Source organism: uncultured Kriegella sp. (genome assembly GCF_963975415.1).
In the GTDB taxonomy this organism is placed as follows: domain Bacteria; phylum Bacteroidota; class Bacteroidia; order Flavobacteriales; family Flavobacteriaceae; genus Kriegella.
Genome location: NZ_CAXBGN010000001.1, coordinates 53,632 through 71,473 on the forward strand (window position 1 = coordinate 53,632; position 17,842 = coordinate 71,473).

Consider the following 17,842-nt stretch of genomic DNA (forward strand, 5'->3'; position numbering starts at 1 on the left):
TCCCCCAAAGTCGAGAATCCAACTAATTAAATTCATGCATCATGTCAACCTCAGTTTCAAATATAACCTTCAGCAGACGTAACTTTATTCGAACTTCCTCGCTTGCCAGTGGAGGCTTAATGATTGGGTTTAATCTTTTTACCGCCTGTAAACCCGAGGCAAAAGTACCGGTCGATTTGGCCGATTTAGATTATGCCGACTTTAATGCTTTTATTAAAATTGCAAAAAATGGTGCGGTTACCATTTTTTCACCGAACCCTGAAATCGGCCAAGGGGTAAAAACGGCCATGCCAATGCTCATAGCTGAAGAGCTAGATGTGGCATGGGATAATGTTTACGTGCAACAGGGAGCTTTAGACACTAAAAATTTTACCCGTCAGGTAGCTGGGGGGAGCCAATCTATCAGACATGGTTGGGATGCCCTGCGTCAGACAGGTGCTACAGCCAAACAAATGTTGGTCAATGCGGCCGCTGCACATTGGGGGGTTGAACCTTCAGAATGTACCGTAAGTGAAGGGGTAATTACAAACGGTAACGGTGAAACCTTGGGTTACGGCAATCTTGTAGACGCCGCCGCTACACTTGATGTTCCTGAAAACGTAACACTCAAGGAGCCAAAAGATTATAAGATTATTGGTGCAGACATTCAGAATGTCGACATAGATAAAATAGTTACGGGAAAACCGTTATATGGTCTTGATTATAAGGCGGACGGAATGGTATATGCCACAGTACTTCGACCACCTGCTTTTGGTCAAGAATTAGAGTCATTCGATGCTGAGGAGGCCAAAGCCATGCCAGGTGTCATTGATGTCATTAAAATAGGGACAAAGACCAGGGAATTATTAAGTAAGGATAAAATTAGTTGGACCGTTCAATTGAGCCCTAGCGACAAAGTAGTTGTCATTGCAAAAACAACTTGGGATGCCTTTAAAGGAAAAAAGGCAATAAAAGCGGTATGGAAAGCTGTTAGTGCATTGGAAGATTCTAAATATCAAGATGATAAACTCTCAGGATTGCTCGATGGAACGAACTTCACGACGTTAAGAAATGATGGCGATGTAAGCAGGGCTTTTGCGCAAGCTGATAAGGTTTTGGAACGCACCTACGAGTCCCCGTTTTTGCCCCATAATACCATGGAACCAATGAATTTCTATGCCGATGTAAACCCGGAAAAAATTCATTTGGTCGGACCTGTCCAAACTCCCGAAGATGCCGCAAATACAGTGGCGCAAATGTTGGGTCGTGATGTTGAAGATGTTTCTTTGGAAATGACCAGAATGGGTGGGGGGTTCGGTCGACGACTTTACGGTGATTTTGTATATGAGGCCGCAGAAATCTCCGATGCAATCGGGAAACCAGTTAAAATGGTCTCTTCCCGAGAAGATGATATGACCACGGGGGTATATCGTCCAGCCATTAAATATCGCATTAAAGCAGCTGTGAAAGACGGAAAACTGACAGGATACTATCTTAAAGAAGCAGCAGTCAATGGTAATATGTATGGATTGATTCCTAATTTCTTTCCCGCAGGTGCCGTTGAGAATTACAAGGTAGATGTTGCTAGTTATGCAAGTAAAATTACCACAGGCGCATGGCGAGCACCTTATACCAATTTTCTGGCTTATGCCGAACAAAGCTTCTTCGATGAGTTGGCAGAGGTCATGGAGGTAGATCGTGTACAACTCCGATTAGATTTGCTGGAAAAGGTCAAGGGTACAACAGACGAACGCATTCAATATTCTCCTGAACGATTACAAGCCGTCATTAAAGAAGTTGTTGATAAATCAGGCTGGGGCAAACAACCTGAAGGTGTCTATCAAGGTTTCGTAGCTTATTATTGCCATAATACGCATGTTGCAGAGGTAGCAGACGTTCAAATCGAAAATGGAAAACCCGTAATTACAAAAGTGACTTGTGTAGCTGATTGCGGCATCGTAGTCAATCCACTTGGAGCACGTAATCAAGTAGAAGGAGGAATCATTGATGGGATAGGTCATGCGTTGTACGGAGATTTTGCATTTAAAGATGGAGTGCCTCAGTCAAAGAATTTTGATAGGTATAGACTGATTCGAATGAAGGAAGTTCCCGAGGTTGAAATGCACTTTATTGAAAATGAGTTGGCACCCACAGGTTTGGGAGAGCCAACATTACCTCCTGCAGGTGGCGCTATTGCCAACGCCTTGAAAGCCGCTACCGGTAAGCGCATCTACAAACAACCATTTATGGCCGATCCAGATTTTTGGAAAACTGCAGCTAAGCCAATTATAGGTTAATGGCAAATGGCTAAATAATTAGTGATCCGTTTTAGTAGGGTTATTAAATTCGTCGGTCTTGACGAAGAAAATTTGATATGACACACGAATTAAAAAAAATTGTACGATCACATATTCTAGCAAAGGAAAAGGGAATTAAAACTGTGCTGGCTACTGTTGTGGCCCTCGAAGGGTCTTCATATCGTCGCCCTGGTGTTCGTATGCTTATTCGCGAAGACGGTAAAATGACAGGTGCAGTCAGTGGTGGTTGTGTTGAGAAAGAAGTGTTTCGACAATCAGAGCGTGTTTTTCGAGAAAATCGACCAAAGATAATGACCTATGACGGGCGGTATAGGCTTGGCTGTGAAGGTATTTTATATATTTTAATCGAACCGTTTCAACCTGATGAGACCTTCATTCACATTTTTTTCGGTCTTTTAGTAAATCGACAACATTTTAAAATAGCTTCTTTTTTCTCTAAAAAAGAAGGTGTAGATGATGGCTATGGCTCTTCATTGCTGTATAAGAATGGAAAGCTTGGGTTTCGACCTGATGCTGCTTTAAACGGGGATTTGAAAATTTTTGAACAAGAAATGAAGCCTTGTTTTAAATTGCTTATAATAGGGGCCGAACACGATGCAGTACAACTGTGTTCGTATGCGGCGCTTACAGGATGGGAAGTGACGATAATCGCCACACCTTCCGAAGAAAAAACTCTTAAAGACTTCCCGGGTGCAGAAGAGTTATTGAATATTGACCCTGAAATTACCCCCTTGCCGAAAATCGATGGTCAAACGGCGGTTATGCTCATGACCCATAGTTTTGTAAAAGATTTAAATCATTTGTTGGCATTGAAAGATAGCAAACCTGCCTATTTGGGATTATTGGGGCCTTCAAAAAGAAGAGAACGGCTTTTAAACGACTTTATAGAACGGTGTCCGACAGTATCAGATACTTTTTTTGATTACATACACGGACCGGCCGGACTTGATATTGGAGCAGTAACGGCCCAGGAAATTTCCATTGCCATTATTTCCGAAATTTTAGCGACAATCCATGATAAGGAGCCCATTATGCTACGGGATAAAGAAGGTAAAATTCATAGCTGATGGTCAATAAAAATAATTTGGCTGTACTCATTCTTGCAGCAGGCCAATCTTCCCGTATGGGCAAAATCAAACAATTGTTACCTTGGAAAAACACGACACTTCTGGGTAATGCTATAAAAAATGCCAAATCTATTTCAAAAAATGTGATTGTTGTTCTCGGAGCTTTTGCTGCCAAAATTAAAATTATACCCGATTTAAGAGAAGTACGATGCATTGAGAATGAAAATTGGCAAGATGGTTTAGGGTCTTCGTTGGCTTTTGGTATAAATTTTCTTCGTAATAGTACTAATGAATACCAAGCGGTTCTTGTAATATTGGGTGACCAACCCTTGATAGACTCTGTATATTTAAAGTCTCTAGTGGCGTCTCATAACCATACTAAAAAGGGTATTATCGCAACGGCTTATGGCGATAAGGCTGGCGTACCGGCGTTTTTCAGCGTCAAATATTTCGAGGTTTTAGGTGAATTGGATGGGGATAATGGGGCAAAAGCCGTAATCAATTCAAATAAAAATGATACAATGATTCTATCTTCCAATGGAAAATCGATTGATATTGATACCGTTGAAGATTATAAAAAAAATCTAAATAGCTAAACACAAATGACTCAAATGAGTAGAAAATCAGTAAATCTAGCAGTCCTTGCACTTACATTGGTTTCATGGGGTTCTCATGGCCAGAAAATGGATTTTGAAGCCTATAATCCAACATCTACATTAGTAGTTCCTGAACATATTATTGAAAAGGCAAAGTTTCCATTTGTTGATATTCATAGCCATCAATCAAGAATGGCTACCCAAGACCTTTCGCAATTGATTGCCGATATGGATAAAATGAATATGGGCCTTATGGTAAACCTGAGTGGTGGTTCTGGAGAGAATATCAAAGAAATAGTTAAAAACATAAATACTCATTATCCCGACCGGTTTGTGGTCTTTGCCAATGTGAATTTTGATGGCGTCGGCTCGCCAAATTGGTCGAAAAATGCGGCGGATCAGCTAGAGCGAGACATTAAGAATGGTGCTAAAGGCCTGAAAGTCTATAAAAGCTTAGGGCTGAGAAATAAGGATGTTGATGGTAATCGTGTAGCCGTAGATGATCCACGGTTGGATCCTATTTGGGCAAAATGTGCCGAAATGGGCGTTCCGGTTTTAATTCATACCGCAGACCCTAAATCATTTTGGGACCCCATGGATGGGGATAATGAGCGTTGGTTAGAGTTGAAGACCCATTCACGAAGAAAACGCACCGATACCGACCCAGCCCCTTGGCAGCAACTGATCGATGAACAGCATCGCATGTTTAAAAAACACCCAAATACGAAGTTTATAAATGCACACATGGGGTGGTATGCCAATAATTTAGGATACTTAGGTAAACTTTTAGATGAGATGCCCAACATGTATGTGGGTATCGGGGCCATTATTGCCGAATTAGGGCGACAACCAAAAAATGCCCATGCCTTTTTTGAGAAATACCAAGATCGTATTCTTTTTGGAAAGGATAGCTGGAAACCTGAAGAATTTCCTACCTATTTTAGAGTTTTGGAAACCGATGATGAATATTTTCCATATTATAAAAAATACCATGCCTTTTGGGCCATGTATGGATTAGATTTGTCTGATGAAGTATTGAAAAAAGTATATTATAAGAATGCCTTAAAACTACTTCCAGGTATTGATTCGAGCATTTTTTCAACCAATTAAGGTAATCCTCCAAATAGTTTAGAAGAATTTTAACGCAACGTAAAATCTTTCCCCAAAAAGGATAAGTACCTTGTAGTAGTTAATTGTAAAATCTCTTTCTATGTGTACAAACAATCACTGTTATATCGTACCACCTCATATTTTGGAGGAACTTGCCAAACGGGGAAACACAGCGTGTAAGAAAGCACTGAACGACACAAGGCGTATCAATCAAAAAAGAAACGAAAGCTTAAACCATCTTCTTCAAAGAAATGTGGTCGACGGTAATGGTGCGCGCTTTGTTTATGACAGTAAAAATCAATACGAGCAACGGCAAATTTTGATTCGCAAAGAGGGTGATGAAAAGGTTGCCGATTCGGTTGTCAATCAAGCATTCGATACCTCAGGGTTTGTACGGGAATACTTTAAGGAGACCTTTGATTTAAATTCGATGGATGGCAATGGAATGGATATTATCTCTAATGTACATTATGGAATTGATTATAACAATGCCTATTGGGATGGCGATGAAATGACGTATGGTGATGGCGATGGTTTGGAGTTTACCAGCTTTGCCAATGCTATTGACGTGGTTGCCCATGAATTAACGCATGGCGTAACACAATTTTTGGCCAACCTTGAATATTTTAGTCAGCCTGGTGCTTTGAATGAGCATTTTTCCGATGTTTTCGCTACAATAATCAAACAGAAGTATTTAAATCAGACCATTTCGGAAGCCGATTGGCTGATAGGAGACACAGTGGTCACCGATAGCTTTCCGGGCGTTGCGATTCGTTCGATGAAAGCTCCGGGTACGGCGAATGATTTTGATTCGCAACCTGACCATATGGATAATTATTATTCAGGCGCTCAAGACAACCAAGGGGTACATATCAATTCAGGAATTCCTAATAAAGCATTTTACTTGTGCTGTCTTGAGATTGGTATTGAAGATTGTGCCTTGATTTGGTTTGAAACATTGTCGACGCTGTGGCGAACGGCCCAATTCAATGATTTTTTGAAAATGATGCTTGAAGTTACCTTAAAACTAAGTGAAATTGGCCGGGTAAGTGAGCGAGCTACAGAAGCTGTAACTAAAAGTTTTGCTATGGTAGGCCTAGAGGAAAATAGGGTATGAAATATAAAATCGTTGTTGAGGGGGGATTCACTGGTATAACAAGAAAATATGAAGGTGAAATTTCAGTGAGTGAGTTGGAAACCAGTACGTTAATTGATGCGATGGGCCATGGTGATGATTCGCAATTGAACATACCTGACGGTCAAGCCTATCAAGTGTTTCTCCAAGAGGATGCTCAAAAATACCAAGCAGTTTTTAATGAGAAAAGCATGCCTGAAGCAATTAGAAGACTAATGGCTAAAGTAAAGCAAAAGAAGCAATAACTATCGAAGTTGAGACGGAGTATCGATAATCTTAGACTCATTCATACCATAATCTTGAAAGATACCACAAGAATATTCTTTTTTGATTAATGACTTTTCCTTTTTTTTCTTTTTTTGGGTCAATGCTTCGATATGCGGAGATAAGTATTTCATGACTTACTTTTTTTTAGAATAAATTAAACGATAGAGAATTTAATTTGTTGTCCACTTTTCGTCAAACTACATTTTTTTTGTAAAGCTATTCCGACGCGGGAAAACATCCTAACGTTTTACAAAAAGCTTATGAATTCTTAACAATTTATTGGCTTGTTACCGAAGCACAATCACGGTTTTGATGGCTAATCGATTCGCAATTGCTTTTGTATGTAATTCAAAATTAGCATCCAGTTCATTTTGAGAAGTAGTGCTGCAGTAGGCACATTGTCATCTTCTATTGCTGAAATAATACCATCATGTTGATTGTCTGATTTACTGTATACTTCGTCATCGGACATAAATGCGCGTTCATAGAAAAAAATTCGGGTCTTAAGATCTGCCAATAACTGTTGGGCGAGAGCATTTTTATAATTTTCGGTCAGTAAGCGGTGAAACTCTAGTTTCGCCGTAATACGTGAAACAGTGCCTGTAGCATTTTTAAAAGCCGTTTGTTGTTCCTTAAGTCTCCTAATGAACCCCTCTTCAAAAGTTGAGTGTTCCAAGGCCAATACCTCTAGGTCGGCTACCAATTCATAAAGGTCTTTGGCTTCTTTAAAATCCAATTCGGAAATTACAAAACCTCGATTAGGAATTGCTTTAATAAGATTGGACTGCTGCAGTTGTGTAAGTGCTTCTCGTATGGGCGTAACGCTTACGTTCAATGTTCGGGCCAGAGCCGCTAGATTTAAGGGTTGCCCGGCGTTTAGTTTGCCAGTAGTCATTTGTTCAAGTAAGTAACCCCTTACTTGGTCACGTACAATTGTTTTTGAAGCCATAAGGTAAAGATATAATATCGTATACGATTATGAACGTAGTTTTGTTACAATTGTTTTGGCTTATGCTATATGAAGAGTATGTTTATAGTCGTTCCAATTCATAAACGCCATCATTTGTGAACCTTCTGACGCTACAATGGCCGCTGCATAATCTGGATCGGGGCTGAAAGACCGGAGAACACAATCCCATTTTAAAAGATTCTGTTTCGGACTAACTTTGTCGAGTAGTTCAACTTGATCTTTTAACACAGAGATTTTAGGCAATGCGATAGGCATTGAAAGACCATAACCTGACAGTTTAATAAATGCCTCCTTACGGGTCCAAAGGTGATAAAACCCTTGAGATACTTCTTTGTTTTGTAACGAATTCAGAAACTCAATTTCTGTTTCGGTAAAAACTGTATTGGCAATTTCCATAAGATTTATGGTATCATTCCTATATTCTACATCAACGCCGACTTGGGTATCTTGCGCAACTGCGAGTACGATCATTTCGTTGGAATGGGAAACGTTGAAATGAATGGTATTGCTATTTTTAAGTTTCGGTTTTCCATAGTCGCCATATACAAAACCTATGGCGTCCGTAGGGGTTCTAATATATTTTGAAAGTAGTTTTTTCAGTATGCCTCTTGCAATCACATAGGTTGAAAAGTCCTTTTCAAAGCGAAACTTTTGAGCTTTTTCAAGTTCATCATTAGACAAATATCTCAAATAACTATCCCTATCGTTCAGTTCCCTTTTGTCAATAACCCAAACCTGTATTTGACCACCATTTTCAAATTCCGAGACCAGGTTTGAAATGGGCTTGCCTTCCGGTGTCAAGAAGCTTATTCCGCTATTCAACAATGGCCTCTTCAACATATTGCCCAAGTGTTTTTACATGAGGTTCCTCAAATTGGTTAAAATGATTGCCGCTGTTAAGTATTACTTTAACTTCTGAATCACACCAATCGTTCCATGCTTTAATTTTCTTTTGCCTCAACTTTGGATGTTCACTCTTTGTTAGTACCAAAGTACAATTAGTATTGAATTTTTTCCAATGATATTCTTTGTGATTTTTATCTAGTTGTTCTCTTATCCGTATTAGATTATCGCTAATAACGTCTTTTGCAAATGTATTGTAGTAACTTGTCAAGTGTCGTTTAAATCTAGATTTGATAGAGTTCCCAATTGTTGAAAAGGGGGTCGTAACCATTTTCTTTAAATAGACATCTAAACGTTCACTTAGTTTTTGCCTGTCAAAGCGAGCATCAGGTCCGATTAGGCTATCGACCACAATGAGATTCACTTTTTTTCCTTTTTTTCTCAATTGATCTGATATTTCTACGGCAAGGGCGCTATAGCAATAGAAAACAAAATTATAGGTTCCAGTATTTTGAATATCCTCAATTTCCGAAATGTAATCAGTACACATTTCTTCAATATTTTCATGCATGGTTTCATCTCCGTTGATACCTTTGGGCTGCAGGGCGTAAAAGGGCCTGTCATTATTAATATAAAGTGGAAGTAACTTGTAGAACAATATGTGGCCTTCTCCTGCATGAAAGGAAAAGATAGGAGCTTTGTTTCCTTTGGTGCGGAAAGGAACAAGAAATTTCCACTCATTTTTGGTTTTAGTAGGGCCTGTGCTTAATTTTTGCGCAATACTTGCAATTGTAGGATTTAGAATGAGCATGGTCGGTTGAAATTTCAACGGTATTTTGCGCTCAATCATTTGGGCCATTTGTACGGCCATCAATGATTTACCTCCAATTTCGAAGAAGTTATCGTTAATTCCGATGTCTTGCCTACCGAATAAAATTTGCCAAATCTCAACCAATTGTCTCTCGAAATCTGTTCTAGGAGGTGAAAAATAATCTTTGGAAACTGATAGGGTTTTCCTCATCGCATTTATGGAATTCCCTTTAAATATTTCGATTAGCGGAATTAGGTCAGCAAATGATTTTACTTTTCCAGAGGAAATATGTTTTAGAAGGATATAAAGATTTTCATAAATCCAAAGTCGAGATTTTTCGTCAATATGCTCCGTGGAAAATGAAAGTAAGAATTCCATTTGCTCCCCAGGAAGCACAACTATGGTCATGGGGTAGGTAGAGGTTAACCCACTTTGAAAATTAGAAACCTTAATCGTGTCGACGTTGGTATTCACCTCAGGAAAATTCTCATAAACCAATAGACTATCAAAAATCATGCTCCCGGTAGTTGAATTGGTTTGCGAAAGCACTTCGTTCAAAGGCATATACTCATATTCCAATGCCCTTTGCTGACGTTCTTGAATATATTTAAACCATGTTGTAAGGGGCTTTTCTTGGTCTTGTATGGTGTTTCTAACGGGTTGTACGTTCATATACATTCCTGTTAAAAGGTGTATATTCGGAAAATCTGAAGACCGACCTGAAACCGTGGTTCCGTGAACCATATCGTTCGTGTCAAAATATCGAAAAAGGAGTAATGACCAGATTCCTTGAACGACTGCATTTAAAGCAACTTTGGATTCTTTGGCCAATTTTTGTAATCCAAGGGTTTCTTCAGTTGATAAAAAAAGTTTTTTAACTTCAATTTGCGCGACGTTTTTGTTCTTGTTGTCAGGAATAAAAAGATGTGATTCTTCAAAGTCCTGAAAGTATTGTGACCAGAATTTACGTCCACTTTGAGCATCTTTTTTTCCTAACCAGTTTAGATATGATTTGTAAGAAGGTAATGTCTCAAAAGTCGGTGATATTTTTTTTAAAAGGACATCATAAACCTCAATGACATCTTTCAGTATATTATTTGACGACCAGCCATCGACCAACAAGTGGTGACTCGGCCATAGTAATTTTGTAATATTTTGTCCATGGTAAACTATTATAACACTCAGTAAGGCCCCTTCTTCTAATTTGGCACCTGACTTTCTAATACTTGTTTTAATTTCCTTCCATTTTTTTTCCTTTTCGTCACTGTCGAGATTGCTCCAGTCTTCAACCCTGAGCATAATTGATTTTTCTTTATGTACAATCTGAACAGGTTGCTTCAAATCTTTCCAATGGACTGTTGTACGTAGAATTTCATGTCTTTGAACAACCTTGTTCCAGGCTTTCTCAAATAGGGAAGTATCTATATAACCTTCAATGGTACATCCAACGTTAAGAAAACCTTGATCAACGGAACTCGATAGGTGATGAAACAATAGGCCCTGCTGCATATATCCTAATGGATATATTGCCTCTATTTTTGGTTTTTTAGCCGTCTTCTGCATGTATTATTTTATAAATTGTCCAACAAATTATCCAAATCTTCTTGACTAAGTCCGGCTTCTGGAAAATCAGATGGTGTATAATCCATTGTTTCTTTTGTCGTACAGTGCTGCAATATGGCTTTCAAATTTTCATCAAACCGTTTTGCTAATAGAATAACTGTATCTTCTTTATGAATTTCGGTGCAATAACTCCAACGAATATTAAGTACATTTTTGATAATCGACATGTTGATTTCTAATTTGTGGCTTCGTTCACTTAAAGCATGGCGCGTACCATCCCACAATAACTCATATTGCTCGTAACTTTTGTTATGGTTCTCTTTTTTATTTCCGAGATAATTGAAGATTACCTCAGGTTCTTGATTAAGGAAAGCCTTAAATGATTTATTGTTAGAAAGATATCTTAACAAGCCATAACCAATACCACCATTGGGCACTGTACGCAATCGTTCTTTAGTTGTTTTAATTAGCTCACCATCATTACCCCCTGATTCATAGTTGAGCCTGATTGGAAAAAAGGAAGTAAACCAACCGACCGTATCCGAAACGTCTACCGAAATAGTATCGGCTGTACGACCAAGTCTTTCGAGGCCAAGGCAGAAGTTTGATAAATCTCCCCATTGACAAATGGTTTTGATGAGGGCGGTGATTAGCAGGTCTTCTACTTCTGAATTGTATGCCTCATTGGCCTCATTAATCAATAAATCAGTATCTCCCTCATTTAGAAAACTTTGGTGTATGGCAAAAGAGCGTTCTTCAAAAACTTCTTTGTCAACATCAAAATCTTGCGGCAAGGTGTGTGACTCAAAGTGCTGTTGCTTCCAATACTCTATTTCTTTTTGAAATTCATCAGAATTGGAAAGTGCCACTAAATATTCGCTCCAAACTTTTATGGATGCCGTTTTTTGATTAAAATTAATCTCTTGACCATCTTTTAAGAGCTGCAGCGCACTTGAAAAATCGTTGAAAATAATACTCCAAGAGACCATATCGACAATTAAGTGATGGGCAATCAGGAAAATCGAATTTGGTTGGGTATCACCACATTCAAAGTAATATGCCCTAAAAAGTTCTCCATTGTCCAGTCTGCAATTTTCTTGAGCGGTTATCAAAGCCTCATTGATTAGGCGTTTTTGCTCTTCAATCTTTCTTTCGCTACTAATATCGATATGATGACAAGAATTGTTTTCGTTTTTTCTTAAAGTTCTTGCCACCCATTTGTTATCTGTTTGTACGAAACTTAGGCAAAGTGCATCATGATGTGAAATCAATGCATTGATCGTTAATTTTATCGAATCGAACGGAATGCTATCTATATTCGATACTTTAATGATTTGATTCCAAAAATGGGGTGCTATCAAATGGTTTTCGAAAAACCAGTGTTGTATTGGGGTTAAGGGCACTTCTCCTTCCACTTTTTCGTTGGTCATTGGCTCGGAGACATTATTTGCCGCAAATAGGGAAAGTTCGGCTATGGTTTGATTTTCAAAAAGTTGATTCGGTTGAAGTAATATGCCCACTTTTCGTGCTTTCGATATAATTTGAATACTCAAAATGGAGTCTCCCCCTATCTCAAAAAAGTTGTCTTCTATACTGATGGGATTAAAATTCAATACTTCCTCCCATATTTGCACCAATTGCTTTTCAATTTCACTCTTGGGCTTTTTTAACCCAGTTTCTGATGGAGTTTCTCTACTGAGAGCAAGTAAGCCACTTCTATCGACTTTGCCATTGGGCAGTGTCGGTATTTCATCAATTAGATGAATAGCGGAAGGAATCATATATTCGGGAAGACCCTCTTTCAAATGAGCCTTTAACTTCTTCATGTCGAATTGTTCGTTGGGTCGAATATAAGCCACTAAACGTTTTGGGTTTTCCGAACTTGTATTGTCTGATTGATTGGTGACAACCCCTTTTAGCTTAAACAACAATAATTTTCGTTCCTCGTGGGAAAGTCCATTAATTCTATTCTTGAGTTCGTTTTTCATTATTTGACCGCTTTTACCACTACAATTGAGTCTGCCCACCAAGTATCCGCAACATCATTGGGCATTTTCAAGGGAACAATTTGTACGGAGAAGGAAGTAAAATATTTTAGAAGAATTCGTTGGTGCTCCCTGCTCAAAGAACCAATTTCGTTGGAAAAATAAGTAAATGCCCCACCAGGTTTTAAGTGCGCTTGGGCGTGGGCAAAGAAATGCTCTGCAAAAGTAATACTGGCATTTACATAGCGCATATATTCATCTTCATTTAAGGGGTAGGTATGAAAAAAGATACCATCAAAAAGACCGAGATCATTTATGGTGTCTTGCCATAATCCTCGAATAAGACGAATGTCGCGGTTCATGTATTTTTCTCTCCAGTTATCGTAATATTTAGCTATTACCGCATCGTTACATTCGATAATAGTATGGGTCTCAATAGAAAATTCCTGTAACATTTCTGCTGAAATACCCCTTCCAAATCCAATTTCAAGAATATCCCCCCCTTTTTCAGTAACAACTTCGGCCATTACTTTCATTATGGGAATTAACCAACCCTCCATAATTTCTTCATCCTTCATAATTTTTTGTTCCCGATCTTCTGAAAGAAAATCCTGCACTTTTCCAGGAACAAAATGCTTAGTTTGCTCATTAAGGGCATTTAAATCCGCAGCGAATTCCTTAATAGCCCTATTTACCACAATATTGCGTTGTGCTTCTCTTGGGGGTGCTATAAAGTTATCGTTTTTGAGGACAACAGAAATTTCGAAATCGTTGGATCTTTTTATTCTTTTCATAATTAGTTCTGTTGATTAATCTAAGGATGATATCTGGGTAAGGAGATAATCCTTTTCTTCGCTATTCAGTGACTCTAGTTCATTAAGCAAATGGGCTATTTCACTGTCATTTAAATAGTGGTTTATATTTTCTGCGATGTCGTTGTCTTCTAAATTGAGGGCTGGTACCTTTTGTATCTTTTCCATTACGACAAATGCGTTATCGACCATACCGCTCTCATTGATTTTTTTTTCGATTTCATCCATTTCGATTCGATGGCCCCTAATCTTTACTTGCTGGTCGCCCCGCCCAAGAAATATAATGTTTCCGTTAAGGTCATACCGACCCCAATCACCTGTTCTGTAAAGTTTTGCCGTTGGGTTTTTACTAAAAGGGTTGCTTATATAAAATGAATTTGTTAGTTCAGGACGATTTAAATAACCATTGGAAAGTGAAATGCCTCCAATATAAATTTCTCCAATCGCACCGAATGGCACCATTTTTTTTGAATCATCCAATAAGTATACCTCGGTATTGGCAACCGGTTTGCCTATGGGCACCGTACCCAAACCATCTTTTTCTTCTATTTTCTTTGCAATACACCAAACGGTGCCTTCTGTCGGGCCATATTCATTATAAAGTGCTGTATTCGGTAGCTTGTTGAAATGCGTATTACATAAAACAGAGGGGCAGGCTTCGCCCGCAACGACGACGGTTGTTAAGCTTTTCAAGTAGGGAAGGGAGCAATGTTCCAGAATCAGCTTATATAAAGAAGGAAGCATTAAGGTATGGGTAACCAAGTTTTTGCTAATTACGGTTGTCAAGTTAGTCAAGTCCTGCTCAATATGCTTTTCGGTAACGACGAGATTGCCACCTGTACACAGTGTCCAAAAAATACCTGCTTTTGAGCTGTCGAATGCAATGGACGACATCAGTAAAAAAGTTTTTGGACTATCGGGATAGAATGAAAGTCTTCCTTCGGTAGAATTGATAATATTACGATGGGAAATAGGCACACCCTTAGGTTTTCCCGTACTACCGGAGGTGTATATCACATAGGCCATTGCATCACTTGAAACGCAGGAAAAATTGTTAAGTGTTTCTATTGTATCATTATTAACGTCGTCGATTAGCAAAACTTTTTCTTTAAAATCACCAAAATTGGAACGTAAAGATTTTTGAGTCAAAACTATAGATGCATTCGAATCTTTTAGCATAAAAGCAATTCGCTGAAGCGGATATTCGGGGTCGAGCGGTAAATAGGCACACCCCGCTTTCAGAATGGCCACAAGACCCACGATCATTGAAATCGAGCGCTCTGTACAGAGACCAACAATCTCATTAGATCCCTTGGTGCTTTCTAAAATGGTATGGGCCAATACGTCTGCTCTGCGCATCAATACTTCATAAGTAATCGACTTATTGCCAAAAGTTACTGCGGTAGCCGTCGGATGCTTCATGGCGGCCGCTTCTATAATCTGATGAATACCTTCGAAACCACCAAAAAGTTTTTTTTGTTGGGTTGGCATGGGAAAGAAAAACTGTTTATCGTCTAAGGTTAGCATCTCAATTTCGGAAAGAGATTTACTTGGACTGGCAACTATTTCTTCAAGTAGGACCTCTAAATGATCTTGAAATCTTATGATGGTAGTTTCTGAGAAAATATCGGTGGCGTACTCAAAAGATGTAGAAAGGTGACCGTTTGAATTGGCGACAAACAAGGTGAGGTCGAACTTAGACACTCCAGCATTATAAAATGAATGCTCAAGATGAAGATTCGAACCAAAGGATTGATCGGATTTCACCGCATGATAAATAAACATGGTCCGGAAGAATGGATTGTTGCCCAAAGACCTTTCCAGTCTTATGTTTTTTACCAAGTTATCAAAAGAAACATCTTTATTTGAAAAAGCCTCTAATACGATGCTATTGATTTCCTTTACCAAAGTTGAAAATGAAACCGAGGGGGTTATATTTGCTCTTAAAACAATAGTATCATCAAAAAAACCCATAATATCTTCCAATACTTTCTGATCTCGAGAAGAAATTGGAGAACCTATCAGTAAATCTTTCTGCCCACTATATTTAAAAAGAAAGAGATAATAAGTCGAAAGTAAAAGAACATATGGTGTTGTTTCTAATTCCCTAACTAAATTCAATACTTTTTCAGAAAGTTTTTTAGGCAAATGACGTGTATGTTCTGCTCCCTTGAAGAGGCGAAACTTGGGAGGAGGGTAGTCCGTCGGGAGTTCTAAAAAAGGAGTATCACCGCCCAACTTTTTTTTCCAATAGTTTAGCTGTTCAGAGTCGATAATCCTATTTTGTTGCCAATAGGCGTAGTCGGCAAACTGTAATTTATTATGGTCGACCGCTATTGAAACGCCTGAAAGTAGTTTGGTATAATTAGAGGAAAGTTGATTTAGCAAAATGTCCATCGACCATTTATCAAAAATGATATGGTGCATCGTAATAAACAATATATGCTCTGAGCCACTTAACTTTAATAAGAGCGTTCTTATCAAAGGTGGCTTGCTCAAATCAAAACATTTTCTTGCTTCCAAGAATAAAATTGAATTTTTGCGAGTGTCTTTCTCCTCATGATCAAGTTCACTTAAATCGAATTTAACAAAATCGATTTTATCAGTAGAACTTACTTTCTGAACAAGTCGCTCATTATCGAGTTTATAAAATGACCTAAGTACTTCATTTTCAGATACAATAAAATTTAAACTCTGCTCTAACACATCAACGTTCAATTCTCCCCTAAACTTAAGGCATTCAGAATAGTTATACAGCGGGTTTTCTTGATACAACTGCTGCAAAAACCAAAGGCGCTGTTGACCACCAGAAAGAGGAATCAATGCACCTTCGGGAGCTTTTTCAATACTATTTATTCTACCATGACCTTTCTGTTTCGATTTCCAACGGCTTAAAAGTGATGATTTCGTATTTTCTCTCTTCATTGTTCGATTGCTAAGAATTCAACTATTTTAATCCAAGGGATACGGCTATGTTATACAATTTTTTGATCAGGTAATCATCTAATTTTAAATTTATATCAAATACGCGTTCAACCAACCAATATAATGAAACGATGATTAGAACAACGGAAAGCCAAACTAAAAAGTAGGGATACATTTTTAGTTTTCTCATATAAAATAAAATAGGGAATATGACTAAGATGATTCCAACCTGTCCCAGTTCTACACCTAAATTAAACCCTAAAAGGGTTAGGGTCAAGAATTCGCCGGAAATACCGAGGTCAGCCATGACGCTTGCAAAACCAAAACCGTGAAAAAGTCCGAATACAAAGGCTATTACCCAGTCTTTTCCTTTAAATAATGGTTTGATATTATGATATGCGGCCAATCCAATCGATAGAGCAATAACCGATTCCACAAATTGTGATGGTAAGTTGATAATTTTAAGTGAAGCCAAACTGAGTGTAATAGTATGGGCAATTGTAAAGAAGGTTACGATTTTAAGAATGTACATAAAGGCAGGCTTGAACTTGAGTACAGGTTCCCACCCCCAAATATCAAATTTCTGTGTCGATGTCTTTGTTCCGTTCTCGACATTAACGGCTTTCTTTCTGCGTACCACAGAAGGAAGAATCAATGCCAACAGAAATAGAATATGGTCAAATCCGATCCAAATATGCCAAATCCCCTGTTTGATCATTGCCACAAAACCCTTCCAGACAGAGATATCCGTTAGGTCCAAAGTATCTCGAGTATCATTCGGACCGAAATCAAGAGAAATATTAGCCTCTTCATTGAACACACCTGCCCTCCAATTATACTCGGTAATCAAAAAACCTTTATGGGTATCATCTTTTTCGAAAACGGCACTATAGTCTACAATAAGGTCGTCAGGTAGGGTATTTGTGTTTTCTAAATCAAAATAAACTTGAACAAAATCTCCAAGGTTTCCAGGAAATATGCCTACACTATCTTTCAGCACTATTTTATGATTTCCCTGTTTGGAAGAAAAATTGGTATTCTTGAGGAGATAGGCCTTTAAATCTTTGAGATATGGTTCTAACTCTTTTAGAGTTACCCCATTTTCAAAATTGGTTCCATAGATTTTATTTACCTCGCGCGTATTGATTTCAAATCGTCCCTTTATACCATCGTTTTCATAGATGCGCAGGAAAATATAACTTTGATTAGGAATATGACCTTGTAGAAGTACAGGCACTAAAAATATTAAAAACAGTAAAAAATTAAGAAGCTTATTCATATTGTTCGGTCGTTATTTAGATACAGCTAAACCTGTTTTGGTTGGCTAAACCATTTGTATTTAATACTCCATTTAGTGTCTTCAAATAGTTTAAGATTTCTCTTTTTCTTATGATAATTGTTGTATTGTTTTTAACCTTTCAGACCTCAAATAGAAATTATATATTCTCTACCAAGTAACAG

General features: G+C 38.2%; 14 protein-coding genes. 6 read left to right on the forward strand and 8 right to left on the reverse strand.

Going from position 1 to position 17,842, the window contains the following annotated elements; genetic code table 11:
- The first annotated feature begins 41 nt into the window (after positions 1 to 41).
- The 6 genes from AACZ88_RS00230 (at position 42) to AACZ88_RS00255 (ending at position 6,450) form a co-directional block, all read left to right on the forward strand.
- Positions 42 to 2,276 (forward strand): molybdopterin cofactor-binding domain-containing protein, encoded by a 2,235-nt coding sequence (locus AACZ88_RS00230; protein ID WP_339704439.1) that lies wholly within the window; start codon positions 42 to 44, stop codon positions 2,274 to 2,276.
- A 77-nt stretch (positions 2,277 to 2,353) separates the two neighbouring features.
- Positions 2,354 to 3,364: an XdhC family protein gene (locus AACZ88_RS00235; protein WP_339704442.1), complete on the forward strand. Its 1,011-nt coding sequence runs from the start codon at positions 2,354 to 2,356 to the stop codon at positions 3,362 to 3,364.
- Positions 3,364 to 3,960, forward strand: a complete 597-nt coding sequence (locus tag AACZ88_RS00240; protein WP_339704445.1) for a nucleotidyltransferase family protein — start codon at positions 3,364 to 3,366, stop codon at positions 3,958 to 3,960. The genes AACZ88_RS00235 and AACZ88_RS00240 overlap by 1 nt, the downstream gene beginning before the upstream one ends.
- Positions 3,961 to 3,975: 15 nt before the next feature.
- On the forward strand, positions 3,976 to 5,070 hold the full coding sequence (locus AACZ88_RS00245; RefSeq protein WP_339704448.1) for an amidohydrolase family protein: 1,095 nt from the start codon (positions 3,976 to 3,978) through the stop codon (positions 5,068 to 5,070).
- A 100-nt stretch (positions 5,071 to 5,170) separates the two neighbouring features.
- Positions 5,171 to 6,187, forward strand: a complete 1,017-nt coding sequence (locus AACZ88_RS00250) for a M4 family metallopeptidase (protein ID WP_339704451.1) — start codon at positions 5,171 to 5,173, stop codon at positions 6,185 to 6,187.
- A complete protein-coding gene (locus AACZ88_RS00255; RefSeq protein WP_339704453.1) occupies positions 6,184 to 6,450 on the forward strand; it encodes a hypothetical protein in 267 nt (88 codons plus the stop codon). Before AACZ88_RS00250 ends, AACZ88_RS00255 begins: the two co-directional genes overlap by 4 nt.
- Here the strand turns inward: AACZ88_RS00255 and AACZ88_RS00260 are convergent, their stop codons facing one another.
- From AACZ88_RS00260 to AACZ88_RS00295, 8 genes are all read right to left on the reverse strand, one after another.
- Positions 6,451 to 6,603: a hypothetical protein gene (locus tag AACZ88_RS00260; RefSeq protein ID WP_339704455.1), complete on the reverse strand. Its 153-nt coding sequence runs from the start codon at positions 6,601 to 6,603 to the stop codon at positions 6,451 to 6,453.
- Positions 6,604 to 6,788: 185 nt separating this feature from the next.
- On the reverse strand, positions 6,789 to 7,421 hold the full coding sequence (locus tag AACZ88_RS00265) for a GntR family transcriptional regulator (protein ID WP_339704458.1): 633 nt from the start codon (positions 7,419 to 7,421) through the stop codon (positions 6,789 to 6,791).
- A 60-nt stretch (positions 7,422 to 7,481) separates the two neighbouring features.
- Positions 7,482 to 8,282: a 4'-phosphopantetheinyl transferase superfamily protein gene (locus AACZ88_RS00270; protein ID WP_339704461.1), complete on the reverse strand. Its 801-nt coding sequence runs from the start codon at positions 8,280 to 8,282 to the stop codon at positions 7,482 to 7,484.
- A complete protein-coding gene (locus AACZ88_RS00275) occupies positions 8,257 to 10,659 on the reverse strand; it encodes a condensation domain-containing protein (protein WP_339704464.1) in 2,403 nt (800 codons plus the stop codon). The genes AACZ88_RS00270 and AACZ88_RS00275 overlap by 26 nt, the downstream gene beginning before the upstream one ends.
- Before the next feature lie 8 nt (positions 10,660 to 10,667).
- Positions 10,668 to 12,647, reverse strand: a complete 1,980-nt coding sequence (locus tag AACZ88_RS00280) for a condensation domain-containing protein (protein WP_339704467.1) — start codon at positions 12,645 to 12,647, stop codon at positions 10,668 to 10,670.
- Entirely contained in the window at positions 12,647 to 13,438 is a 792-nt protein-coding gene (locus tag AACZ88_RS00285) for a hypothetical protein (protein ID WP_339704470.1), read from the reverse strand. The genes AACZ88_RS00280 and AACZ88_RS00285 overlap by 1 nt, the downstream gene beginning before the upstream one ends.
- A 15-nt stretch (positions 13,439 to 13,453) precedes the next feature.
- Positions 13,454 to 16,381 (reverse strand): amino acid adenylation domain-containing protein, encoded by a 2,928-nt coding sequence (locus AACZ88_RS00290; RefSeq protein ID WP_339704473.1) that lies wholly within the window; start codon positions 16,379 to 16,381, stop codon positions 13,454 to 13,456.
- Positions 16,382 to 16,403: 22 nt separating this feature from the next.
- Positions 16,404 to 17,660, reverse strand: a complete 1,257-nt coding sequence (locus AACZ88_RS00295; RefSeq protein WP_339704475.1) for a HupE/UreJ family protein — start codon at positions 17,658 to 17,660, stop codon at positions 16,404 to 16,406.
- Positions 17,661 to 17,842 lie beyond the last annotated feature (182 nt).